General features: G+C 54.7%; 20 protein-coding genes. 14 read left to right on the forward strand and 6 right to left on the reverse strand.

Annotation, left to right across the window (positions count from 1 at the left end):
- The first annotated feature begins 40 nt into the window (after positions 1-40).
- The 7 genes from CGZ75_RS21735 to CGZ75_RS21765 are packed head-to-tail and all read left to right on the forward strand — an operon-like array spanning position 41 to position 7,066.
- Entirely contained in the window at positions 41-1,102 is a 1,062-nt protein-coding gene (locus CGZ75_RS21735; RefSeq protein WP_089526351.1) for a DUF975 family protein, read from the forward strand.
- Positions 1,099-1,707: a DUF4129 domain-containing protein gene (locus CGZ75_RS21740; RefSeq protein WP_089526352.1), complete on the forward strand. Its 609-nt coding sequence runs from the start codon at positions 1,099-1,101 to the stop codon at positions 1,705-1,707. The genes CGZ75_RS21735 and CGZ75_RS21740 overlap by 4 nt, the downstream gene beginning before the upstream one ends.
- The gene (locus CGZ75_RS21745; protein ID WP_176444957.1) at positions 1,704-2,963 is read left to right on the forward strand and encodes a DUF4350 domain-containing protein; all 1,260 of its coding nucleotides are present in this window, start codon (positions 1,704-1,706) and stop codon (positions 2,961-2,963) included. Before CGZ75_RS21740 ends, CGZ75_RS21745 begins: the two co-directional genes overlap by 4 nt.
- Positions 2,960-3,880, forward strand: coding sequence for an AAA family ATPase (locus CGZ75_RS21750; protein ID WP_089526354.1), 921 nt, complete (start codon positions 2,960-2,962; stop codon positions 3,878-3,880). Before CGZ75_RS21745 ends, CGZ75_RS21750 begins: the two co-directional genes overlap by 4 nt.
- Complete coding sequence (locus tag CGZ75_RS21755) at positions 3,831-5,201, forward strand: DUF58 domain-containing protein (protein WP_089526355.1); 1,371 nt, start codon at positions 3,831-3,833, stop codon at positions 5,199-5,201. The genes CGZ75_RS21750 and CGZ75_RS21755 overlap by 50 nt, the downstream gene beginning before the upstream one ends.
- A gap of 24 nt (positions 5,202-5,225) precedes the next feature.
- On the forward strand, positions 5,226-6,251 hold the full coding sequence (locus CGZ75_RS21760) for a stage II sporulation protein M (RefSeq protein ID WP_089526356.1): 1,026 nt from the start codon (positions 5,226-5,228) through the stop codon (positions 6,249-6,251).
- Entirely contained in the window at positions 6,251-7,066 is an 816-nt protein-coding gene (locus CGZ75_RS21765) for an RDD family protein (RefSeq protein WP_089526357.1), read from the forward strand. The genes CGZ75_RS21760 and CGZ75_RS21765 overlap by 1 nt, the downstream gene beginning before the upstream one ends.
- Positions 7,067-7,171: 105 nt before the next feature.
- Here CGZ75_RS21765 and CGZ75_RS21770 read toward each other — a convergent pair whose 3' ends face one another.
- Both CGZ75_RS21770 and CGZ75_RS24850 read right to left on the reverse strand, forming a co-directional pair.
- Positions 7,172-7,393: a hypothetical protein gene (locus CGZ75_RS21770; protein WP_089526358.1), complete on the reverse strand. Its 222-nt coding sequence runs from the start codon at positions 7,391-7,393 to the stop codon at positions 7,172-7,174.
- A 226-nt stretch (positions 7,394-7,619) separates the two neighbouring features.
- Positions 7,620-7,862: a hypothetical protein gene (locus tag CGZ75_RS24850; protein ID WP_176444958.1), complete on the reverse strand. Its 243-nt coding sequence runs from the start codon at positions 7,860-7,862 to the stop codon at positions 7,620-7,622.
- 266 nt (positions 7,863-8,128) lie between these two features.
- Here CGZ75_RS24850 and CGZ75_RS21775 point away from each other — a divergent pair, with 266 nt between their 5' ends.
- A complete protein-coding gene (locus CGZ75_RS21775; protein WP_089526359.1) occupies positions 8,129-9,277 on the forward strand; it encodes a transglutaminase domain-containing protein in 1,149 nt (382 codons plus the stop codon).
- Positions 9,278-9,465: 188 nt separating this feature from the next.
- Here the strand turns inward: CGZ75_RS21775 and CGZ75_RS21780 are convergent, their stop codons facing one another.
- The gene (locus tag CGZ75_RS21780) at positions 9,466-10,626 is read right to left on the reverse strand and encodes a virulence factor (RefSeq protein WP_089526360.1); all 1,161 of its coding nucleotides are present in this window, start codon (positions 10,624-10,626) and stop codon (positions 9,466-9,468) included.
- A 164-nt stretch (positions 10,627-10,790) separates the two neighbouring features.
- Between CGZ75_RS21780 and CGZ75_RS26095 the strand changes: the two genes are divergently transcribed.
- From CGZ75_RS26095 to CGZ75_RS21810, 5 genes are all read left to right on the forward strand, one after another.
- Positions 10,791-12,020 carry an MBL fold metallo-hydrolase gene (locus tag CGZ75_RS26095; protein WP_245851037.1) on the forward strand — a complete coding sequence of 410 codons (1,230 nt, stop codon included), beginning with the start codon at positions 10,791-10,793 and terminating at the stop codon, positions 12,018-12,020.
- Positions 12,021-12,122: 102 nt separating this feature from the next.
- Entirely contained in the window at positions 12,123-13,190 is a 1,068-nt protein-coding gene (locus CGZ75_RS21795) for a Gfo/Idh/MocA family protein (RefSeq protein ID WP_089526361.1), read from the forward strand.
- 142 nt (positions 13,191-13,332) lie between these two features.
- Positions 13,333-13,815 carry a hypothetical protein gene (locus tag CGZ75_RS21800; protein WP_089526362.1) on the forward strand — a complete coding sequence of 161 codons (483 nt, stop codon included), beginning with the start codon at positions 13,333-13,335 and terminating at the stop codon, positions 13,813-13,815.
- 273 nt (positions 13,816-14,088) lie between these two features.
- The gene (locus CGZ75_RS21805) at positions 14,089-15,717 is read left to right on the forward strand and encodes an ABC-F family ATP-binding cassette domain-containing protein (RefSeq protein ID WP_089526363.1); all 1,629 of its coding nucleotides are present in this window, start codon (positions 14,089-14,091) and stop codon (positions 15,715-15,717) included.
- Positions 15,718-16,041: 324 nt separating this feature from the next.
- The gene (locus tag CGZ75_RS21810) at positions 16,042-18,117 is read left to right on the forward strand and encodes a beta-galactosidase (RefSeq protein WP_089526364.1); all 2,076 of its coding nucleotides are present in this window, start codon (positions 16,042-16,044) and stop codon (positions 18,115-18,117) included.
- A 109-nt stretch (positions 18,118-18,226) separates the two neighbouring features.
- On the opposite strand, the gene CGZ75_RS21815 is transcribed toward CGZ75_RS21810, so the two are convergent.
- The 3 genes from CGZ75_RS21815 to CGZ75_RS21830 all read right to left on the reverse strand — a co-directional run bounded on the left by CGZ75_RS21815 (position 18,227) and on the right by CGZ75_RS21830 (position 22,353).
- Positions 18,227-19,387, reverse strand: a complete 1,161-nt coding sequence (locus tag CGZ75_RS21815) for a GerAB/ArcD/ProY family transporter (protein WP_089526365.1) — start codon at positions 19,385-19,387, stop codon at positions 18,227-18,229.
- 226 nt (positions 19,388-19,613) lie between these two features.
- Positions 19,614-20,804 (reverse strand): Ger(x)C family spore germination protein, encoded by a 1,191-nt coding sequence (locus CGZ75_RS21825; protein ID WP_089526367.1) that lies wholly within the window; start codon positions 20,802-20,804, stop codon positions 19,614-19,616.
- Between the two features lie 4 nt (positions 20,805-20,808).
- A complete protein-coding gene (locus CGZ75_RS21830; RefSeq protein WP_089526368.1) occupies positions 20,809-22,353 on the reverse strand; it encodes a spore germination protein in 1,545 nt (514 codons plus the stop codon).
- A 196-nt stretch (positions 22,354-22,549) separates the two neighbouring features.
- Here CGZ75_RS21830 and CGZ75_RS21835 point away from each other — a divergent pair, with 196 nt between their 5' ends.
- Positions 22,550-24,892: a peptidase G2 autoproteolytic cleavage domain-containing protein gene (locus tag CGZ75_RS21835; RefSeq protein ID WP_089526369.1), complete on the forward strand. Its 2,343-nt coding sequence runs from the start codon at positions 22,550-22,552 to the stop codon at positions 24,890-24,892.
- Positions 24,893-24,995 lie beyond the last annotated feature (103 nt).

The raw sequence follows: 24,995 nt of genomic DNA on the forward strand, positions 1-24,995 counted from the left end.
ATTCAAGCAGTATTGTACATAAGAACTGGGGGACGATTCGATGCAACAACCGCAACAACTGAGGCCGATGGGAATTGGCCGGATACTGGACCGCAGTTTCCAGCTTTATCGCACTCACTTTACAACTTTAGCTATTATCATGCTTGTCTTGTACGGGCCGATGGCCTTGGCCACAATGGGTTTATCGGGAGATAGCGGTAGTTCCTACTCTGGCATAATTAGTGGCTTCCAGGACGGCAACTTCGAAGAATATTTTAACACGGTGGACCCGGAAGCGCAGCCGATCACTGGATTAGCTATTTTTAGCTTGTTGGCCGCCCTCGTTATGATGCTGTTCCTCGGTCCGGTCTCGGTAGCAGCGGTCCTGCATCTGGTGCAGGCTCATCTCCCAGGCGAAGAAGTGCCCGGCCCAGGCGAGCTGCTGAAACGCGGGTTCCGTCGTTTCTGGCCACTTACGGGCAGTACACTGCTCTTTGGCGTTATTATATTCGGCATGTATTTGCTGGTAGTCATAGCTGCTGGGATAATTATTGGTTTAACGATGGTAGTAGGTGCATCCGGCATGGGGGGAACTTCTCCTGGAATGGTGCTTCTTATTTTTGTGTTCTTGCTGGCTATAGTGCTGCTTATTACCTTCTTCGTCATCCGTTGGGCGTATTATTTGCCATTTGTAGCCTTCGACGAGAGCGGCACTGGGCTTGGCTACAGCTGGCGCGTGACGAAGGGCAGCTTCTGGCGGTTGCTCCTGTTATATATCGTGCTAAGTTTGCTGCTGAGCATCTTCACCGGAGTGATTAGTCTGGGAACGACGGCTCTGTTCGGTGGAGGCACGCTAAATTACATTGTGAGTTCGCTTGTGTCCATTCTGATCGGCGCTTTATGGGTTCTCCCGTATGCGGTTAGCTTCTTCGATCTGCGTGTGCGCCGCGATGGATACGGCCTGGATCAACTGCTGAACGATGCCGATCCATATGGGGGTCAGACACCTCCGGCTCCGCCAGCATCATGGGGTGGATATGGAAGCTCCGAGCGGAACGATGGAACTGACAACAAAGAAGGTTCCGATGGAAGCGGCGGCTCTGAGGGCGGCAATCGTCCATGAATGAACGCCGTGAGCTGGAAGGCATTCTCGCTGGGGAGGAATATACCGCTTACCGCAAGGGACCGGGCTTTTCCCTCTGGGATTGGCTGCTTGAGGGGCTTGGACGGCTGCTGAAATACATCTTCCCCGGCCTTACGCCGGGTAAGGGGACGATCAGCGTGTTTGCCATCCTGATCGTGCTTGCTCTGGTTGGTTTTATCGTATGGATAGGCTGGCTGCTGTTAAATCGTCGGAGCCGTACAGGGCGGCTGCGATCCGGCGATTGGCTGGAGCCGGGTGAGGATAGCCGTTCCTGGCATTATTATGCGGAGCTCGGTGATCGGCACGGTGCGGAAGAGGACTGGAGAGACGGCATTCGAGCCGTCTTTCTAGCCCTGCTTTTCTATTTGGAGGAGCAGGGAGCACTGCGCGTCGAGCTTTGGAAAACGAATCGTGAGTATTTGGACGAGCTGTCGGAGTCGGGTTCTTCTCATATGCCTGCGCTCAAGGAAGCGATGGAGCTTTTTGAACGGATATGGTACGGCAAACTGGAAGGCTCGCAAGAGCTGTTCGAGAGCATGCGAAACCTGCTCACCGAAGTTACGGGAGAGGGGGGACCGCGTTGAAAAGAAAATCCAATCGCGTCCTCTGGCTGCTTCCGGCAGCAGCTGCGCTTTTCTTGTTATTAGGACTGTTACTGGCCCGTCCTCAGCTTCCAGATGAGCCGGCGAATCTTAGCTCCTCAGCAGATACGGATGGTGTCAGAGCTTGGCGCGAGCTGCTGGAGAAGCGGAATGGCAATGTTGGAGAGTGGCGGCTTCGCTGGGAAGAGCTGCCGGAAACCGGCTCGAACCGACTGATGATTGCTGTTGGGCCTAACAAAATCGCTCCAAAGGAATGGGAAGCGATGGAGAGCTGGCTGCGTGCAGGGAACCATTTGCTCCTTCTAGATGATAGCGGCGAGGAGCCCCTAGACTGGATGCTGTCCGGCGGGAAGTCGGATGATGCTGATTCAGAGGAAGGGGCAGCTCCAGCGGAGGAGAAGGAATCAGAAGCTACTGACCAGAACGAGACGGATAGCGCCAGCGGCAAGGATGCTCCTCCACCTGAGAAACCTATTGAAGCGGAAGCGTTGGTTGGACCGGGGAGTTATGTAGCTGAGGTGTCAACAAGTCTGCGCATCCAGAGTGCGAGCAATGATGCCGAAACGCTGGTAAAGGATAGCGAAGGCGTACTTGCCAGCCGATTGAAGCTCGGAGAAGGCTCCGTTACCTTCGTGGTGGAGCCGCGCTGGATGCAGAACGGGGCGGCGCTTCGAGCTTCCCATACGGAGATTATGGCTGCTTTGCTGGCTGGCTCCTGGTCGGAGATTATGTTTGACGAGCAGCATCATGGATACACGTTGAAGCCGGGTTTGTTCGCGGTTTATCCTAACTGGTTGCTGCTGGCTAGCATTATGTTATTGCTGGCAATGTTGTTATGGCTGTGGAGCAGCGGCAAACGTTTCGGCCCTGTACGCATTCCACGGGAATGGACGGTGCGGCGCGGAGATGAGACGGCGCGGGCACTTGCCGCCTGGTACGAGCGGTTTGGCCTGATGGACGATGCGCTCGATCGGCAACGTAGACGGCTGCGTCAGCAGTTGTCCCAGCGCTGGGGACTGAGTCCTGCCGCAACGCCGGAGCAGGCTGCAGCAGCGGCACGCAGCCGCTGGAGTGAGCAGGATGCGCAGCGGCTGCAGCATGTACTTGAAGAACGGCCGATAGTCGCTAGCGGACGTAAGGCGGCAAGACGCGAATTTATAGCAAGATCTAGAGATACGAGCGAACTGGCGGCTCTGCTGAGAGGCAGCAGCCTGTCGGGAAGGGGAGAGAGACGTTGAAAAACTTGCTAGAATCGCTGGAGCAGCGAATTCATGGTCAAAATCGTAATATCCGGCTGCTCGTCACCGCGTTTGTCGCGGGTGGGCATGTACTGCTGGAGGGAGTGCCAGGACTCGGCAAAACGAGCTTGGCAAGGCAGCTTGCTGTTTTATCAGGCTGCAACTGGAGACGCATCCAGTTCACACCGGATCTTTTGCCAGGAGATATTACGGGTAGCGTTACCTACAACATGCAGGAGCAGAGCTTCGCGGTAGTGAAGGGACCTGTGTTTACAAATGTGCTGTTGGCCGATGAGATCAATCGTTCCGGACCTAAAACCCAAGCTGCTTTGCTCGAAGCCATGGAGGAGCGGCAGGTAACGATACAAGGTACGACTTACCCGCTGCCAGAGCCGTTTTTCGTAGTAGCGACGCAGAACCCGGTGGAATATGACGGTACATATCCGCTGCCGGAAGCGCAGTTGGACCGTTTCCTGTTTAAGCTGATTCTGGAGTACCCTGGGGAACAGGCGGAAGTTAACATTCTGCGGAATCATCGCCGTGCGGGAGGTCTCGCAGAAGTGACGCCGGAGCCAGTCATTACAGGGGAGCAGATCCGTGAGCTGCAGGGCCGCGTGGAAAACGTCGTTGTAGAAGAGGCGCTATATGCTTATACGGCTGTACTCGTTCGCGCGACGCGGGAGAGCGAAGGCGTGCAGCTCGGCGCGAGCCCGCGGGCAGGCATCGCGCTGCTGCGTGCCGCATCCGCATGGGCGCTGCTAGAAGGAAGAGACTACATGACGCCCGACGACATCAAAGAAATGGCGCTACCGGTGCTCCGTCATCGGTTGCTGCTGACGCCGCAGGCGGAACTGGAGGGGATGACCGGTGAAGGCATCATCCGGCAAACGTTGGCATCGGTTCCGGTTCCTCGCTAGGCTGCTGCGTCGCTTTCCGCTGCCAACCCGCCGTCTAGCGGGCTGGGCGGCGGTTGGAGCGGTTGCAACTGCTGGCGCTGGAGCTTTGGGCCTGCACTGGGTCGTCTTTGTGGCGTGGTGCGCAGCGCTGCTCGTGCTGTCGATCATCGATCTGGTACGGCTGCCGCGCGCACTCGCCTGGACGGTACGCCGACGGCTGCCGGAAAGCTCGGAGATTCGCCGGACATTCCAAGTTGGCTTAGACGCGGTTTGCCGCTCTAAGGCTCAACTTCTGGTAGAGTTGGCGGATGATATTCCGGGCTCTTTCCATCGGCCAGATGGACGAACGGTCGGCGGCCCGCTGCGCGGCTCTGCCGGGTTCAGCTATCGGCTCACCGCTGAGGAACGCGGCAATTATCGCTTCCGTGAGGTGGATCTTCGCTGGAGCGGCGGCTTTGGGCTTTGGTCGAAGCAGACGCAGCTGACGGTCGAGGATGATATCCGCATCGACCCGGACTTGTCCGGCGTGCGGGGCGTACTGGCATCCGCACAGGATTCTCTGCTGGTGGACGGCAAGCGCATCTATCGCCGCCAACGCGGCGGCACGGAGTTCGACGCGATTAGGGAGTATGCCGCCGGCGATGACATCCGCGAGGTGAACTGGCGGGCTACGGCACGCACCGGTCGGCTGTTGACGAATCTTTATCGCCCTGAGAAGGGCAAAACGCTCGTGCTGCTGCTGGACTGCGGCCGTCAGATGGGCGTGGAGCTGGACGGTCAGGTCAAGCTCGACCGCTCCCTGGAAGCGGCGCTGACTCTGGCCGCAGCTGCGCTGAGGCAAGGGGATCAGGTTGCTTTGATCGCCTACTCCAGCAGCGTGAAGCTGTTTATTCCGCCGGGACGCGGGCTTGCGCATCTGCAGACGCTGACGCGCTCAGCGAGTGGGATCAGCAGTGACTATGCGGAAGCAGGAACGTCCGTCGGGCTAGGATTTTTATTGAAGCGGATTCGCAAGCGCTCGTTTGCGGTGCTCTTTTCCGATATGGACCATTATCTGCATGATACCGAGCTGCTGGCGTACGCGGCCAAGGTTCGTAAGCAGCATCATCTGGTGCTAATGTCGCTGCAAAATCCTGTCATGCGGCAATTGGAAGAGACGCGTCCGGATACGCTCTCGGAGGCTTATGTGCAGAGCATCGCCGCATCCTATGCGTTGGAACGGCAGCTGCTGGTTCGTCGTATGGGCAGCACTGGCATCCCGATGCTTGATACAGCACCGGATCAGCTTGCTGTTAGTGCGGTTAATACGTATCTGGACATTCGTGATCGAGGCTTGCTGTGAGGATAGCCGCAAAGGAGATGCTTCATGGACACAACTGCTTTCATACGGCGCAATAAGCCGTCTTGGGCGGAGCTGGAAGCTCTGCTAGGCCTGCTTGGCAAGCGCAGCGCACGAGCTGAGGCTGCACAATTGGATCGCTTCGGGGAGCTGTATCGGACTGCCTCGGCGCATCTCGCTTATTTGCAAACGCATGCCCCGGCCAGCGAGGCGACTGTTCTGCTTAACGATCTTGTCTCTCGCTCACATAATCAGCTGCATGCGGGCGGAACGGCTGGAAAAAGCCATCCGCTGCGGTTCATGCTCTACGGCTTCCCGATGCTGATCAAGATGCGGATGCCCTTCATTTTACTGGCGGGATTGCTGTTTGGATTCGGAGGTTTGCTAGGTTATTTAGCCATATCGGCTAATCCATCTGTCATCCACGCGGTGCTTCCTGCCGGTATGGCGGATGGGGTTGATCCCTCAAGAGTTAACAGCGACCGAGGCGATATCAATAGCGCAATCATGTCGGCGGAGATTATGACGAACAACATTCGAGTGGCAGTGTTGGCCTTTCTTAGCGGTGTGACGCTGGGGTTCTTCACGTTATATCTGATGGTGTTCAACGGGCTGCTGATCGGCGCGCTTGCGGCTGTATTTGCTCAAACGGGATATACCTATACATTCTGGGCTTACATCCTGCCGCATGGTGTTATCGAGCTGTTGGCCATCTTCATCGCCGGGGGCGCAGGTTTTTATATGGGATATAAGTTTTTTGTACCCGGTGAGCTGCCCCGAGGGCTCGTTTTTGTCCAGTCCGCCAAGGAGTCGGCCTTGTTGTTGCTTGGTACGATTCCGCTTTTTGTCATCGCGGGCTTAATTGAAGGTTATATTACTCCAGCCGTGCTGCCGCTTTGGGTTAAGTATGCCATTGCCGGTCTGACTCTCGTTGCATGCGTGGCGTATTATTTGTACGGTACCTCGCGCGGCGCCCGAGCGGAAGGTGAGTCAGGGGCTGTCGGTGAGCGCGGCGGTATGCAGTTAGCTTTGGAAGGGAAAGGAACACCGTAATGTCCTTTTACACTCAGTTAGAAAAAGAAACCGTCCTGCTCACACCGGAACAGGTTCGCCTGCGTTATCGAACTGCCGGTCTCGGCAGCCGGGCGATTGCGCATCTTATCGATGTGTTGCTGCTGCTCGCTGCATCATTATTAATTGTGTTCGGCACGGCCGGAACCATTTATCTGCTTTCCTCAACTTGGTTCCCGAATGACGGATACGATTATCTGTTTGCCGGCATGTTTATCTTTCTTATTCTGTTTAATGTAGCTTATTTCATCGTCATGGAAGCCTATCGAGGCGGCCAGACGATTGGCAAAAAAGCGATGGGATTACGCGTGCTGCTGTCCACCGGCCAATCCGCGACGATTGTGCCGATCGTAATCCGCAATCTGTTTCGACTGCTCGATCTGTTGCCGATGGGATATTTTATAGGCAGTGTTGCGATGTTTTTCAGCAAGTCCGACAAGAGGGTCGGCGATATGGTGGCTGGCACGATTGTCGTCACCGAGGCGACCGCGGAGCATCGCAAGCGCAGAGCTCGCATCGACAAGCGGATTGCCCGCTTGCAGGCCAAAGGCCTGCTCTTGCCGGAGCTGGAGCTTGATGAGACTCGCCGCGCTTCACTGCAGGAACAGGACTGGCAGCTGCTCCAGGGCTGGGCCGAACGCCTCGATCCTAAGCCGCAGACTGCGGCGCAGGGGCTGGAGGAGCGCATCTGGATGCATTTCATTGTGAAGCTAGGGCATGAGCGTGCTCGGTATAGTGATCCGCGAGGGTACTTGGCGGCTCTATATTTGGCTGTTAGAGGGGATTGGGAGCTCTGAGTATTATTCGGTCGACTGCGGACGGAACTACGCTGCGTGAGGCGAACCGGTGATTCGGTCGACTGCTGGCGGAACTCCGCTGCGTGAGGCGAACCGGTGATTCGGTCAACAGCTGGCGGAACTCCGCTGCGTGAGGCGAACCGGTGATTCGGTCAACAGCTGGCGGAACTCCGCTGCGTGAGGCGAACCTTTCTCCGATTCCTCTGGAACGCGGATGCCCTGATTGCCCAACACACCAAGGTGTGGGCATCCGCCTTCCAAGAGGACCGCTGCCGCTTCTCCAAAAGGTTTCGCCTCCCTTCGCTGCACCGCCGCAGTCTTCCTCATGATGCTCCCACCCCCATTATTTTTTAATGGGGGTGTTTGCCGTCTTCCGCATACGTGGAAAGACGGCAGGCTTACTTGAAACCCGTCGAAAGCGGCCCCAACGGCCAAAGCAAGTAGTCGAAGCTACTTGAGCGCGCCGAAAGCGACCTAGGCGAGCAAAGCAAGTAGTCGAAGTTACTTGAAACCCGTCGAAAGCGGCCCCAACGGCCAAAGCAAGTAGTCGAAGTTACTTGAAACCCGCCGAAAACGACCTAGGCGAGCAAAGGAAGTAGTCGAAGCTACTTGAACTCGCCGGAAGCGGCCCCGACGAGCAAAGGAAGAAGTCGAAGTTACTTGAGCGCGCCGAAAGCGGCCTAGAGGAGCAAAGGAAGAAGTCGAAGCTACTTGAACGCGCCGAAAGCGGCCCCGACGAGCAGATGACCAAGAATTCCTTAGCGGAATTCAGAAGCGCTATTTGGCCGGAATGCATGTACATGGAGACTCTAACAACACTGAAATTAACTGAAACGCGTTATTCCTGTGAATATCGGTTTTTTAGGCAGAAACGCTAAATAAGCTCTCTCAGTTTCGTTAACTTAGAAAACGATTCCAGTTGCCGTAAATAGCACTTCTCCGTTTCGTCGTTATGAACATATTTTTAAAACCTGCCGTAGTTCTCGTGAACTGATTCATCTTCTCCGGGATCGTCCACATATACTTACATGATGGGAGTCAATTCCGGAAGGAGATGGGCTGATGAAGCATCGGATGGCGAACTTGCTGCTAGCTCTTTCGCTAGCTGTATCCATATATGTAGTAGAGGCAAGAGTGAATGAGCCTGCCCAGGCTGATCGGCTGGATACTGCGGCGGTTTTGGCCCAGTCTGGTGAGCGAGCAGGTTTAGATGAGCGATTGGAAGCTGAATTGCGAGCAGGGTCAGATGAGCAGTTGGAAGCAGAACTGCGAGCAGGAACAAGAGGCAGTCTGTCTCCGCCCGAGGCCGGAGACGAATCTGGCACAGATCGTAATGCCGAGTCAGCAACGGATGCGAGTGGCGAAGACAAGTCAGCGGCAGACGCGAGCGACGTTGAAAAGGTAGCAGCGGGCAGCTCTAGCGATGGGGTGGGTGTCGGCAACAATAGGCCAGCGGCCGAAACCGACCTCAAGGAAACCGAGGGAGAAGTCCGCTCTACAATTGTAGAGGCTGGCAGTTCCCGAGCGAAGCTTGTGGACGGTCTGGCGAAGGGGTTCCAAAGCAGGGGAGCGGAGTTTCAACTGACGTTCCGGGGAGAGCATGAGGAACTGGTGAAACTGATGCCGGATCTGGTGCAGCAGGCTCTTTTTCAGGATGATTATACTGCTTATGTCCTGAAATCCTATTCCTATAAGATTCAAACGGCACGCCAAACTTCTACGATTCGAATGAAGGCCGAGTATCGGGAAACTCCGGAGCAAACAGCAGAGGTGGCGGAGCAATCCAAGGCTATGTTGGCGAAACTTGTGAAGCCGGGGATGAGCGACGAGGAAAAGGTGCGCGCCATTCATGACTGGATCGTGCGTCATATTCGCTATGATGAGTCTTTGTCTCGTTATACAGCGTATGAGGCGGTGGAGCTGCGTTCCGCAGTGTGCCAAGGTTATGCGCTGCTCGCTTATCGGATGCTCAGCGATGCCGGGTTGGAGGTGCGGATTATCGAAGGAACGGTGGAATCGGGGGATCATGCCTGGAATTTGGTACGGCTGGACGGGAGCTGGTATCATCTTGATGCAACTTGGGATGATCCGCTCCCGGATCGCGGAAATGAGGTCAGCCACAAGTACTATCTGCTCTCGGACGCCGAAATTGGGAAGGATCATCAATGGACGAAGGATTACCCCAGGGCACCGAAGGGCTACGCTGATTAATTGAATCTTCCTTGGAACCTCCAGAGCAGCTCTCCTCGGTCAGCAACGGCTGATTCTGGGCTGCATAGGCATTTTGGTCTCATAGCTTAGGCAGATTGAAGAGCTGCTACATTGTTCTATAAAAGAAAGCCGCATCAGGTCACTCCCACGAGTGGGAAGCCTGATGCGGCTTTGTCGGTTAAATGGCGTTATTCCGCGCTAGTCTCGCCGGATTCTTTGCGGCGCATCGCCGTCATCTGCTGCCAAACGGACCCGGCAGCTTCTTCGCCGCGCTGGATGCGCTCCAGCGCCATTTGCGCCTGCAGCTGGATCTCGAATTCGCTGTCCTCGGCGGCTATTTTCAGCGCCTCCAGGGAGCTGTCGTCGCCGACTTCGTACAGGAAGCGAGCTGCGCGCCAGCGAACGAGCTTGTTGCGATCGGCCAGTGCAACGATCATCGCGCTAGTCGCAGCGGGATCGCCGAGATCCGACAATGTATCGCCGGCTGTGCGGCGGACGGAGGCGGAATTGTCGCCGAGCGCGCGGATCAGCAGCGGCAGCGTCTGCGGGCTCTCCTTCAGATCGCCGAGATAAACGACGGCCAGTCTGCGGATGCTCGCGTTCTCATCGCCGAGCGAGCGCTCCAGCAGCGGCAACGCGCTCTCATCCGATGCGAGACGGTCAAGCGCCGCGTAGCGGCTTTGCCAATCTTCTGCGGCCATGAGCGGCTCGGCTTCGGCTGCACTGAGCTGCGGAGGGCGAGCCGCTGTCGTGGCGAGCTGTTCGCCTGGACCGGCAGCAAGCGAAGCCTCTACCAGAGCATCCAGTCGCTCCGCTGTGTAGGAAGCTTCCAGCTCGCGGACAATCTCGGCGGCAATTTCCTCTGGGTCGCCGTAGCGCACGCCGAACTCCTCAAGCTTGCGCTCGCGGATCATTGTAGAGCCAGCGGCACGGGTGACCGCATCGGTAAATGCTTGAGGCATCGCCGCACGCGTTTCGCCATCGCCCATTCTGACGCGAATTTGCATGGGGATGCCGCGGAACATTTGGACGAGCACATGCGCTTCGCCGAAGCCGTTAGACGCATCCGGCCCGACTGCTGCACCGTCCACTTCCGCTTGAAGCAGCCGCCGTGCCTCCGCCAGAATGGCGGCCCAATCGGCATTCGACTTGCGGTCGAGTGCAATAAAGTCGGCTGTGCGGAACAGGCTACGGACGCCCGGGATGCCGAGCAGGCTGCGAAGCGGCTCCGGTGCAGAGTCCGGCTCGGCGGGAAGATAAGTATAACGACGTCCGCGCGGCAACGTCTCATCTACGTTTAATTTCATCGAGTTAGGACTCGGTGTTGGTTCAATCGAGATTAATTTCATTTTTCGTTCCTCCTGCTCAGGGGTAAATAAACGCAAGCTCTATTCTACTAGTGTAGCGCATTCCCTCAGGCGATGCGAATTGCATCAGCTTCGCTGGATTGTTATTGTAGGAATAGACTTTTAATCGACTATTTTCGCAGCAGTTTGTGAAAGGGTGAACCAAGATGGCCAAATCCAAATTCGGTAACATGGATCCCGTCGCAACGCAAAAGACTTCTAAGCACTTCAAGCGTTGGAGGCAGGAGAAGATATGGAATAGGCAGGATCGCGATTATTCTTTTACCGTGCCGAACAGCAAGCCGGATCTGGAATTCCTTCATCATAACCGCACGAAGCCGTCGCTGACCTGGATCGGTCATTCCACTTTTCTGTTGCAGCTGGCGGGGATTAATATCGTGACGGACCCTGTCTGGGCTGGCAAAATGGCGATGCAAAGGAGGCTTGCGCCTCCCGGGGTGCCGCTGGAGGATATGCCTCCGATTGATCTGGTGCTGGTGTCCCACTCGCATTACGATCATCTTCATATGAGCTCACTGCGCCGACTTGGCGGCTCCAAAACAATCCTTGTGCCGGCGGGGCTCGGCGCCAAGCTGCGGGGCAAGGGATTTACGCGTGTGCATGAGCTGCATTGGTGGGAAAGCTACCATTTTCGCGGCTTGAAGCTGACGTTCGTGCCAAGCCAGCACTGGGCGCGACGTAACCCATGGGACATGAACTCGTCCCACTGGGGGGGCTGGGTCATCCAGCCGGAGCATGGGCTAGATCATCAGCCAGGCGAAGCTACTCTCCATGGAGTGAGCTCGCATCCGCCTCAGCCTAAGCCAGCTCGCCCGGCCGCGTTCGGAAGTTCCACAGCCGAAGCTCCCGGCGGCATAGCCGCAGCAGGAGCAGCGCCCGGCAACGCCGGCCCAGCCGAAGCTCCCGGCGGCATAGCCGCAGCAGGAGGAGCGCCCGGCAGCGCCGGCCCAGCCGAAGCTCCCGGCGGCAGCGCCGATGCGGACGAAGGCCCGTTCGATCCGTTTCATCCGGATGCTCCGCGCCCGCATGCGGGACGGTATCCGACGGTTTATTTTGCAGGTGATACCGGGTACTTCAGGGGCTTCGCGGACATTGGCCGCAAGTTCCGCATCGATGTGGCTATGCTGCCGATCGGGGCCTACGACCCCGAGGAATTTATGGGTCCGCAGCATACAACGCCGGAGCAGGCGCTTCAAGCGTTCAGCGACACGCGGGCGCGGCTGTTCGTACCGATGCATTACGGCACCTTCAAGCTTGCGGACGACACGCCGCAGGAAGCTCTGGATCGACTGGAGAATGCGCGCCGCAGCAGCGGGATCGAGGCGGAGCATCTCGTGATGCTGCCCCACGGTGAAACCTGGCATATGAATAATTGAAGCCAAATTCGCACATAGACGCGCCACAAGTAAGCCTCGAACGCCCCGGTAGGCAATGCTATACTGAGTAGGATTTGTCATTCGACAGGAGGATAAGCAACTATGACTCAATCACCACTTCGCATAGGCATTATTGGCGCCGGAGGTATCGGCAACGTTCATATGGATACATTCAAAAAGATTTCCGAGGCTGAGGTCGTGGCAGTTACCGACACTTACCTTCCGCTTGCACAGCAAAGAGCAGAGGAACACGGCATTCCTACCGTGCATGAAGGACCGCAGCAGCTGCTGGAGGACTCCTCGCTCGACGCGGTTGTCATCTGCGTGCCGAATCAGTTCCATGCGGGACTGGCGATCGAGGCTTTGAAGCAAGGTAAACATGTCCTGCTCGAAAAGCCGATGGCAATCAACATAGCGGACGCCCGCGCCATTCTTGACGCTAAACACTCCTCCGGCAAGGTGCTGATGGTCGCGCATCAGATGCGCTTCAACGGGCTGAGCCGCGCGATCAAAGGAATGATCGATGACGGCAAGCTCGGACGCGTTTACAACGCGAAGACCGGTTGGTGGCGCAAAAAAGGCATCCCCGGCTGGGGCTCCTGGTTTACTCGTAAAGATATGGCCGGCGGCGGTCCGTTGATTGATATTGGCGTGCATATGCTCGACCTGTCGTTGTATCTGATGGGCAATCCGCGCCCGGTCAGCGTTTTTGGCACTACTTATGCAGAGTTCGGTCCTCAGCGCAAAGGTGTAGGCAACTGGGGAACTCCGAATTGGGACGGTTATTATGATGTCGAGGACCTTGCTACGGCCATGATCAAAATGGACAATGGAGCAACGCTTACGCTGGAAGTTAGCTGGGCGGCTCACTCCGCGGGCATAAGTGAAGATCCGTTCATTCACCTGATGGGAACCGAGGGCGGAGCCAGCTATGCAGGCAGCAACGGAACTTATGTCACGCATAATGAAGAAGGAGTCGTAGAAGAGGGCATCGTTCCGCTCGAGGGCGAGGAAGACCGGATTCTTTTGACTCGCCACTTCCTTGAGTGCGTCGCTTCCGGCAATGAGCCGATCAGCTCGGCGCTGACGGGCTTCACGAACAATCGCATTCTGGATGCGATCTATGAATCCTCTCGCACAGGCAGCGAGGTCAAGCTTAACTGGAACTGAGCAGAAGAAAGAGTAGCGGTGGCGCGAGCCGCCGTTTTTTTTACTATTAGTCTATCGGGTCAAATACCGGGTCGGAACCCCGTTCTTTCTCATAGTTTATAAATAGAATGTTCATAAACTATTAAGATACGGGGGCTTTAGAATGGGCTCTAAGTCAAGTTCCGGCATTATACTGATTCTGTTTATTCTGCTGGTCATCGTTACCGGTATCGTTTCCAACATCGTTTCCAAATTCCCAAGACAATCCGATGTTATTGAGGCACAAGGAGATGTTACCGGAACCACGCAAGGATTCGACATCATCAACAACACGAGAAACCACTCCTTTTTCCTCAGGGATACTTATGGAGAAAGAGTATCCCCGACCCCTTCTTTCATCATTCCTCCTAACGGCGGCATAACCCACTTTGAATTACCGACCAGGGCATTCACAACGACCAGAGTGGCTGCTTTATACGATGTGTATAACGATTTCGGAATAATCGTGGGTTACCTACAATTCACGCTTGAGAGTTTTTCCGGTATCACCGCAGAAATACTTGGCCCTGAAACGACTGCACCGATTAAGACGCGAAAGGACAACACTAAACGTTATCCGACGTTATTTTTAACCGACCCAATGTAGTAGATGAGCATGGTTTGTGCTGGGAAGCGGGTGGAGCTCGACTGGGGTGCGGGTGATGCGATTTCAAACGCGGTGTGTTTCCCACGATCTCAGGATATATGTTATACTGAGAGAAGTGTGTTTTTTGACATGTCGAGGTTTTTGTCCGAAAGGATATGTTCTCATCATGTCTTCGCCAACGCCATCTTCCTAATGACGGTTAAGTTGGTGCATGGGTTAGGGATTGTAGGCGGCTGACCGCCAAACTATAGATGAAGGACGGGATTTCCTAAGATGATCAGTACGAGCGGAATATCGCTTCGTTACGGCAAGCGTGCCCTTTTTGAAGATGTGAATGTCAAGTTTACCCCTGGTAACTGCTACGGCCTTATCGGCGCAAACGGAGCGGGCAAGTCGACCTTCCTGAAAATTCTTTCCGGCGAGATCGAAGCTAACACCGGCGAGGTTCATATTTCTTCGGGCGAGCGTATGGCTGTGCTTAAGCAGAACCATTTTGAATACGACGAAGTAGCGGTTCTGATGACAGTAATCATGGGACACAAGAAGCTGTACGACGTAATGTCCGAAAAGAACGCCTTATACGCCAAAACCGACTTCACCGATGAAGATGGCATGCGCGCAGGCGAACTCGAGGCCGACTTTGCAGACATGAACGGCTGGGAAGCCGAATCCGAGGCGGCTGAGATGCTGAACGGCCTCGGCATTACGCCGGATGTGCATGACAAGCTGATGAAAGATCTCGACGGCAACCAGAAGATCCGCGTCCTGCTTGCTCAGGCGCTGTTCGGTACACCGAACATTCTGCTGCTCGATGAGCCTACCAACCACTTGGATATGCACTCGATCGAATGGCTGGAGAAGTTCCTCTCCACTTTCGAAGGCACTGTAGTCGTAGTCAGCCATGATCGTCACTTCTTGAACCAAGTATGTACGCATATCGCTGACATCGACTTCGGCAAGCTGCAGATGTACGTAGGCAACTACGACTTCTGGTATGAGTCCAGTCAGCTGGCGCTGGCGCTTCATCGCGACGCCAACAAGAAGAAGGAAGACAAGGTGAAGGAGCTGCAAGCGTTCATCCAGCGCTTCAGCGCCAACAAGTCCAAGTCCAAGCAGGCGACGAGCCGCAAGAAGATGCTTGACAAGATCACGTTGGACGACATTCGTCCTTCAAGTCGGAAGTATCCATTCATCAACTTCAAGGGTGAGCGCGAAGCCGGCAAGCAGATTTTGCTTATCGAAGGTCTGACCAAGTCTTTCGACGGTGAGAAGCTGCTGGACAACTATACAGTGACTGTCAATAAAGGCGACAAAATTGCCTTTGTCGGCCACAATACATTGCCGAATACGGCTTTGTTCCAGATCATCATGGGCGAGCAAGAGGCCGATGCCGGCACTTTTCAGTGGGGCATTACAACGATCCAGGGTTATTTCCCGAAGGACAACTCCAAGTACTTCGAGGGTGTGGACATGAACCTGGTCGACTGGCTGCGTCAATACTCCAAGGATCAGGATGAGTCGTTCATCCGCGGCTTCCTTGGCCGTATGCTGTTCTCCGGCGACGAGGCTCTCAAGAAAGCGAGTGTACTTTCCGGTGGCGAGAAAGTCCGCTGCATGCTTTCCAAAATGATGCTGACCGGCGCTAACGTGCTTATTATGGACGAACCGACCAACCACTTGGATTTGGAATCCATCACTGCACTCAACAACGGGCTCATCGATACGGACTGCACTTTGCTGTTCACCTCGCATGACCATCAGTTCATACAGACGATTGCGAACCGCATCATCGAGATTACGCCTGGAGGCGTCATCGATCGTATGATGTCTTATGACGAGTACCTTGAGAGCGCTGATGTCAATGCAATGCGCGAGCGCCTGAACGCAGGCCAAGGAGCTTAATTCCTTTTCAATAATTTAAGCCGCTGCTTCCTTTTCGAGGAGGCGGCGGCTTTTTTTTATCTTAATAAGCCAATTGATGGCCTAATTTTGATCAAAGTATAAGAAATCGTTGTCCTACTCTAGTAGCCATTTTGCCGTGGCCAGCTTTATAATAGGGCTATTGGCTTTTTACTGGAGCTCCAGGTTTAGGGAATGACAGCCACCCTATAAAAAGCGATGGAACCGCTTTAATTTGCATCCATCCGTGATAAGGATATGAACGTGTAACGCATTCGCAGTTGCCTCAATGAAACTTGAATTTATACAGATAGGAGCTCGATCATAATGACTAACAAGCTCAAACATTCCCCCGTCAGCTCCAAGCTGCCCGTGATGATGCATGGTGCGGACTATAACCCGGATCAGTGGCAGCATGACCCCGCCGTGCTGGAGGAGGACATTCGGCTCATGAAGTTGGCTGGCTGTAATGTGATGTCGGTCGGCATTTTTGCCTGGTCAGCGCTAGAGCCGGAAGAAGGCCGCTTCGAGTTCGGCTGGTTCGACCGGTTGTTAGATACCTTCGCCGAGAACGGAATCTTTGCCTGGCTGGCTACCCCGAGCGGCGCTCGCCCGGCCTGGATGTCGGAGAAGTATCCTGAAGTGCTGCGCACCGGTGCGAATCGGGTTCGCAATCTGCACGGATTGCGGCATAACCACTGTTATAGCTCACCTGTTTACCGGGAAAAGGTACGGATTATGAACACCAGCCTCGCGGAGCGCTACAGCTCCCATCCCGCGGTTGTCGGCTGGCATATCTCTAATGAATACGGTGGAGAATGCCACTGCGGTTATTGCCAGGATGCTTTCCGGGAGTGGCTGAAAGAGCGCTACGGCACATTGGATGCCCTGAACGCCGCTTGGTGGGCGACGTTCTGGAGCCACACGTACACGTCTTGGGAACAGGTGGAATCGCCAGCGCCGCATGGCGAGACGATGGTGCACGGGCATAACCTCGACTGGCGCAGGTTTGTGACGCATCAGACAACGGATTTCTGCCGTGCCGAGATCGCACCGCTCAAAGCTGCCAATCCCGACCTTCCGAGCACGACGAATTTGATGGATTTGTTCTATGATCTGGACTATCGCGAGCTGGCCAAAGCGATTGACGTTATTAGCTGGGACGCCTATCCGATGTGGCACAAAGAAGCATCCGATGTCGGCATGGCAACCTGGTTCGCCTTTAACCATGACATATTCCGTACGCTCAAAGGCAAGCCGTTCCTGCTCATGGAGAGCACACCAAGCTTGACCAACTGGCAACCGATCAGCAAGCTGAAGCGGCCAGGCATGCACCGGCTCAGCTCGCTGCAGGCGGTGGCGCATGGCTCGGATTCCGTACAGTACTTCCAATGGCGCAAAAGCCGCGGCTCCAGCGAGAAATTCCACGGTGCCGTCGTTGACCATGTCGGACATGAACATACTCGCGTGTTCCGGGATGTCGCGGAGCTGGGGCAGGAGCTGGCCAGTCTCGGCGAGCTGGTCGGCACAGGGGTTCCGGCAGAGACGGCGATCCTCTTCGATTGGGACAACCGCTGGGCAGTGAACGATGCACAAGGGCCGCGCAACGGCGGGCTGCGCTATGAAGAGACAGTTGTGCAGCATTACCGTGCGCTGTGGGAGCAGGGCGTCCCTGTAGACGTAATCGGCTCGGATGATTCGCTGGATGGATATAAGCTGTTGCTGCTGCCAATGGCTTACCTGCTGCGGCAAGATGCCGGAGAGCGGATTGAAGCATTTGTCCGAGCTGGCGGCACGGTAGCGATGACCTACTGGAGCGGCGTTGTGGACGAGCATGATCTATGCCGTCTGGATGGCTTCCCTGGACCGCTGCGCAAGGCGGCGGGAGTATGGGCTGAGGAGATTGAGGGCCTGCATGATGGGGAAAGCAATCTAGCCGTTATGAAGCCGGGCAATCCGCTCGGACTTGAGGGCAGCTACCACATTCATGAGATTTGCGAGCTGATCCATACCGAAGGAGCCCAGTCGTTGGCCGAGTATGCCGAGGACTTCTATGCAGGACGTCCGGTACTTACGGCGAACAATTTCGGGGAAGGCAAAGTGTATTATTTGGCCGCTCGTGTGTCTGATCCGAGCTTCTATGAAGCTTACTACGGAGCTCTTGTTCGCGAGGCAGGCGTGCGGCGCGCGCTGGACGCAGAGCTTCCTACAGGCGTGACCGCTCAGCTGCGCAGTGATGGAGAGAGGGACTATGTGTTTCTGTTGAACTTCTCCGGTGCGGCGAGCGAGGTCCGGCTGCAAGAAAAGGGGCTGACGTTCCTCGATTCCGGCGAAGCCGCCAATGATACGATTTCACTTCCGGTTAACGGTGCCGTGCTTCTGCGCCGGAACGTCAGAGGCTGAGGTTTATCTTAACCCCATTCAACAGTTAGATCATCCATATCACTTCACAAAGGAACTGTCTGCTCGAGCGGACAGTTCCTTTTTTTGACCCCAATGACTGTATCCAGCATCATGAACTCTGGCCGCTCCCGCTCTTAGGCTTGGAGCTCTTACCGGCTCGACTGGGCTCCAACCTTCGCTTGATGGCAGGCAGTCCGAGCAACAGGTACAGCAACAGTGGAATGAGCAGATAAAAAACGATGTCAAAGTTAGGAAAGTAGCTTAAAAGCTCATTATAGGTTGCCACACTCGGCGTGTTCAACTGGCTGCCTGCTAGCAGCAGAAGAGTGACTGGCATCGACAGAAAACGTTCTTCCTTTAAGTTCAGCATTTCAGAAAAACCCTTCAAGATGCAAAAGGCGTATAAAAGCGTTTTGTAAAATACGGTCACAATCCAAAGAAAGGTCAAAAGGGCTTCTAAACGCTCCAAAAACCGACCGATCTCGATACGTTGCGCCAACAGAAAGGTCGGGTAGTATTTAATCTCCATCATTTTTGGTCCCAGCACCAATACACAGAGCAACACGATGATGAAAAGGAGGATCCCCCCGATAAAAAAACCGTCTCTGACCGCTCGTTTTATGCTTTTCTGATCTCCTGTTAAGTGGGGCACAAGCATTAGCAACGCAGCCGATTCCAGGAATGCATAAGCAAATGCAGGATAGCTGCCCCTGAGGACCGGGATGAATCCTGGGCTGAGAATAGGGAATAGTTGGCTGACATTAATTTGGGGAAGCAGACAGATCGCCAGGAAAATGAACATGCTGATAAAGAGTGGAAATAGGAGTTCGCTCATGCGCGCAAAGCTCTCCACACCGTAGCGCATACCAACTGTCGTGACGAGAAGAAATGAGAGCACAATAGCCTCTGAAGGTGTTTCAGTCATCATTTGACTCGTCACAAAAAAGCTGAGCTCAACGATCAGCGTAAGGATCGTAGTATAAAAGGCAACAATTAAAGCGAGTGCTAGGATGCTTCCGACAATTTTGCCGCTTATTCCGATCGTAACCCCGATCAAGCTGCGACCAGCCATGCGGCTAATCAGGCTGGAGTACAGCCATCCGACCAGCATCCCCCCCGCGATAGCAAGCAGCATGGATATCCAGGCATCCTGCTTGGCCAAGCTGCCTACTATGTTCGGAAGAATAAGAATGGTATCTCCGATTAGGCTGAAAATAATGATGATCTTGAACTGGCGAGGTGTAATTAGGTTGTTTTTCATTATCCCCATCCTATGATCCCCCTACCTTGAACAAGCGAATAAACTCAAGAGGGTTGGGGATTGGAAGCCTCAGCCCATATGCGGCATGCATTAGAAATCCCCCCAAGCCGAGCAGAGCAAAAATGACAAGTTCGAGCTTCCGCTTACGCTTGACCATTCCCGGAACGTCCATCACGGCTGCAGCCGTGAGCCAGGCCGCACTTATAAGAATCGCGTACAATACGGTCACTCTCCTCTAGTTCATTTTTGGTGAGACAGAATTTCCGATTGTCCCTGTCGTGTTGATTTTCATCTCGATCGTGTATTTGATTTGAGAATCAAGAAAGCCTCCTTGCTCCCACTCCTCTTTGGCCTTCTTCCAATAGGCGGGATACTTTTTCTCCAGCAAGCTGCCGAATCCCAATATATCCGTTTGATGGGACCTGGACCATTTCACGACAGCCATCGCATTGTCCTTAATGACGGAAGCGGTCTTTTCTTCCAGCATAGGGAATGTTGCCGGATCGATCAGATTGAGGGACTTACAAGAGTTCTCCACTACATCGCCACTAGAATGAATTTTTACAAGGAAGGTTATATTGCCGTTCTTCATTTCCGGTGTGATCTGCGTATTGGAGGAAGTAACCTCAACGCCGGTATAATGGCCATTCTCGCAGGGAACCTCGATTGAGGTGCTTCCGAGGATATCGGTGAGGTCGGAATAGCCCTTGCTCTCCTTTTCGTTAAGCCATCCAATCAGTCGATTTCCCTTGAACGCTCCGATGCCCCGATATCGATAAAACGAGGCTGGCTCGAAGCCATCCAGATTGCTGCGCTTGTCCGCTTTCTCACGATCACCGACAATTTCAATGCCGGTAAGAACCAACTGCTGCCCATCGCTCTCGAGCATGTTCAGCATTCTGTCCATATTGATCGCCACGGTTGGCGCCCATGCTTTCTCCGACACTTTAAGAGACTGCTGCATGCTGTAAGTCGGCAGCTTCTCAAGCGGAGTATAGAGCTTCAGAAGATCCTCGGCTCTTGCACCGCGTGCCAATACGACGTTGTAGTCCATGCGGACTTCATGGTCGCGCAGAGGATTGTCCACAGCTCCGCTGATGCCTCGGCGCGCTACTTCCTCACTGACCACGAGCATCTGTAAGTGACCGAGATACATGAGGCGAGGAGATCTTGCGGTCAAGGAGCGTGCAGCCTCGAACACAGTGTTGCCTCTTCCCTGGAAGAGAGTTCCGGGAGCGCGGGAGTTGGTGCTGCTTTTGTTGGATATTTCATTCGGATTTACGACCTGATAAGAGACGAGATATTCGCCATCCGCCCAGTCGATGCCGATTCCTAACACGATCAGCAGGTCATTCAGCTCGCGGCGGCTCCAGCAGCCACTCAGCATTAACAGACAGGCAAGCACAAGTGCAGTTTTGCGGAGCATCGGATTACTCTCCTTCTTTTCGGTATCTGATTCTGACTGATCCTTTTCGCTGAGAGGAACGAGGTTGGCGGAAGGAGAGCCATCTCGGGAGCCGAGTGAGGAAATCTTCTTCGACTCCCCGCTTCCGGATTGGAGCCAGAGGAGACATATAGGGCTCCCCAAATGTATTAAGCGAACTGAGATGCAGCAAAAGCATAAGCGACAACAGAATAATTCCATACAGTCCGAACGAAGCGGCTGTCGCCATGAAGGCGAATCGCAGAATCCGTATCGGGATCGATATACTGTAGGAGGGAAGCGTGAACGTAGCGATCGCCGTAACGGATACAACGATGACCATAGCGGCAGAGACGAACCCGGCTTCGACCGCCGCCTGTCCAATGACGAGCGTTCCCACGACGGATACTGCTTGGCCGATTGGCCTTGGCATTCGCAGACCTGCTTCGCGAAGAATTTCAAATGTGATCTCCATCGCAAGAGCTTCCACAAAAGCTGGGAAAGGAACGCCCTCCCGCTGTGCCGCTAAGCTGAAAAGTAGTGTAAACGGCAGCATATCTCGGTGGAACGTTGTAATCGCGATATAGATCGATGGAAACAGGAGAGCGATGAACATGCCCAGTAGGCGCAGCAGACGCAACAGACTGGAATAGAACGCATACTGGTAATAATCCTCTGCGGACTGCATGAAGGAGAAGAATGGGGCAGGCGCAATTAGCACATCCGGAGTTCCATCCACTAAAATGGCGATTTTTCCTTCCAGTAGCTCGCCTGCAACGCTGTCCGGCAGTTCTGTGTTTTTCATCGTTGGGAACAACGAAGTCCGATTGTCCTCGATGAGCTCCTCTAGGTATCCGCTGTCCAAAACTCCGTCGATGTCGATTGCCTGCAGCCTGGAACGAGCTTGATCTACAATGGAAGGCTTGGCTAGTCCTTGGATGTAGACCAGTGTTACCTCGGTCTTGGTCATGCGGCCGATCGTCATCGTTTCCATCCACAGCCTGGGGTCCTTGATTTTACGGCGGATCAGGGCGGTATTCACTCTCAGTGTTTCCGTGAAGCTCTCCCGCGGCCCACGGATGGAAGTTTGGTTTGACGATTCGGAAACTTCGCGTCCTTTCCATTCCCGATTGTCTGCGCCGTAGGCGGACTCGCTTCCATCCAGGATAAGAATTGTTCCGCCGGACAGAAGGCTTTTATACAAGGAGTCTATGTCGATAATGGGAACCACCGAACCTACACGCTGGAGCAGCTCTAGTGCGTTAAGCTTAAGTGAAACCCGCTTTGAATCGTCGTCTGAAGTTTGATCCCGTGAAAATTGCAGCACTTCGGAAATATAGCGATTGATCGTGTTTTCGTCAGATATACCATCTATATAGAGAAGGGCTGCCACTGGGGAGTTAGACTCCTGCTCGAATCGGCGTATGACCAGATCCTGACTTCCGCCAAGGTCCAGCTTGATTTGTTCCAGCAATTTTCCGGCATCGGGATCAAGAGATAGATGGGTTGCTAATCCGGGCTCGGCGTTTTTCCAGCTGTAGTCGGGTTCCATATTTGTACGCCGCCTTTATTAAGGAGTATTTATTAAGCTCGCGATGGTTTTTACCCAAGAGAAAAGGTTGTTGATGCAAGTATTTCCATCGAGTAGAGGAACTATCCAGACTGTGGGGAGGTACCCATTCCTTCTCACAAAATACTGCATACTCTGTACATAGCTTGGAGAATGAGGACTGGAAGGAAGAGTGCACATGGATTGCGGATGCAACCGGATTGCAAGCGGGGTATGCTCGGAAGCCGAGGGAACGAACACGATCGCTTCCGGCTTCGCTTCCCATGCGGAAGGAAGCGGAACAGAAGCAGCGGGGTCGGCTTCTCATGCCGAGGGCTACCTGACGAGAGCGATTGCTGACACCTCCCACGCGGAAGGCTCAAATACGATTACAGAAGGAGCCGCCTCGCATGCGGAAGGGTTCTTTACAGCTGCAACCGCAGATGCTGCGCATGCAGAAGGAAGTAATACGGCTGCAACTGCAGATGCAGCACATGCAGAAGGAAGTTTTACCGCAGCTAGCGGCGGTTCCGCGCATGCAGAAGGAACCTTCACGATCGCCGAAGGAACGGAATCTCATGCGGAAGGGAGCAATACAATTGCTATCGGAGCGGCATCTCACGCAGAGGGGTTCAAGACCGAGGCGGCAGCGGACAGCTCGCACGCGGAAGGCTCAGGTACGAGAACGAGCGGCTCAGCTTCGCATGCGGAAGGATTTTTAAGCGTTGCGTCGGCGGATGCTGCCCATGCGGAAGGATCAACGACTACGGCTTCCGGTCCCGCCTCGCATGCGGAAGGGCTTTTAACGGTAGCTAGTGGAAACTCTGCTCATGCTGAAGGTGAGAATACGATTGCTTCCGGCGTCTGCTCCCATGCAGAAGGATTGGCCACAAAGGCTCAAGGAAGTAACTCGCATGCGGAAGGCAATGGGACCTTTGCTTTCGGGTTGAATTCCCATGTTGAAGGCAACGGCACCTCTGCAATCGGGATGAATTCGCATGCGGAAGGCAACGGCGCCTCTGCTATCGGGATGAGCTCACATGCGGAAGGCAACGGCGCCTCTGCAATCGGGATGAATTCGCATGCGGAAGGCTTTAGTGCGCAGTCCTTAGGAATCAATTCACATGCAGAAGGTTCGTCAACGTCTGCCGAGGGCGCTAACTCGCATTCCGAGGGTAGCAACAGCGTTGCATTTGGTTTCAGTTCCCATGCGGAAGGATCGACCACAAAGGCTCAAGGAAGCAACTCGCATGCGGAAGGCAGCGGCGTCACTGCTATCGGGACGAATTCGCATGCCGAAGGCCTTAATGTGCAGTCTGTAGGAAGCAATTCACATGCCGAAGGCTTTAATGCGCAGTCTATAGGAAGCAATTCACATGCGGAAGGTGCGTCAACGTCTGCCCAGGGCAGTAACTCGCATGCGGAGGGCAGCAGCAGCACCGCATCGGGCATCAGTGCACATGCGGAAGGCTCCAGCACGCGGGCAAGCGGGAATAGCTCGCATGCGGAAGGTCTTCAAACCGTTGCATCAGGGCTCGTTGCACATGCGGAGGGATCGCTGACAACGGCTTCCGGCAATAATTCACATGCGGAGGGGATACTGACGACCGCTTCGGGCACTAACTCGCATGCGGAAGGCTCGCAATCAATCGCCTCTAATGATAGTTCCCACGCGGAAGGATTTTTTACTACAGCGAGCGCCGCCAACTCACACGCAGAGGGCCGCTTTACAGTCGCTTCGGGGAGTTCCTCACATGCAGAGGGGAATTCTACGACCGCCAGCGGAAATAGCGCCCATGCGGAAGGAAGCGAAACAACCGCAAGCGGAGATTTCAGCCATGCGGAAGGCTTGAGAACAACCGCCAATCTGGCAGGAGCGCATATTATGGGCCGATTCGGGGTCTCGATGTTTCCTTATTCCTGGCATGTAGCCAACGGCCTTAACATTGCGATGCTCGGTCTGGCCGCTTATCTGGAGGGCGCAACCGGAAATATGGCGATTGACGGAACGTACACTTCCGGCGGCGCCGATTACGCCGAAATGTACGAAACCGTTGATGGAGCTCCCATTGAGCCGGGCTTTTTTGTCACGCTGGAAGGCGATCGGATAAAACATGCTGTCTCGCCAGATGATTATATAGTAGGCGTTGTTAGCGCCAGGCCGACCATGACGGGAGATTCGGCGGAGCTTAGATGGGCGGAGGCATACTTGAAAGATGAGTGGGGAAAGGTGCGGTACGAATCGATTTTAATCCCGGAGAAGAGCGATTCGGAAGGGAATATTATCGTCGCCGCGCATACCGTCAAGCAGCCGATAATGAATCCCGACTGGGACCCTGCAAGAGCTTATATCCCGCGCAGGCTGCGTCCGGAATGGGTGCCGGTTGGTCTGGTCGGCAAGCTCCGTGCGCGCGATGACGGCAGCTGCATTCCGAACGGTTATTGCTTGCCCAATGGAGAGGGCATTGCAACTGCTTCTGCGAGCGGTTATCGCGTGCTGCGGCGTATCCGTGCCAATCAAATATTAATTCAGCTGAAGTAATAGAATCCCCATTACAGCAGCCTGTCCCTGGAGCTAAAGTCGGCTCTATGTGCAGGCTCTTTTGCTTCCTAGCAACTTTTGATAGACTGGTATAATGAACCAA

This window comes from Paenibacillus herberti (assembly GCF_002233675.1).
Lineage (GTDB): Bacteria > Bacillota > Bacilli > Paenibacillales > Paenibacillaceae > Paenibacillus_O > Paenibacillus_O herberti.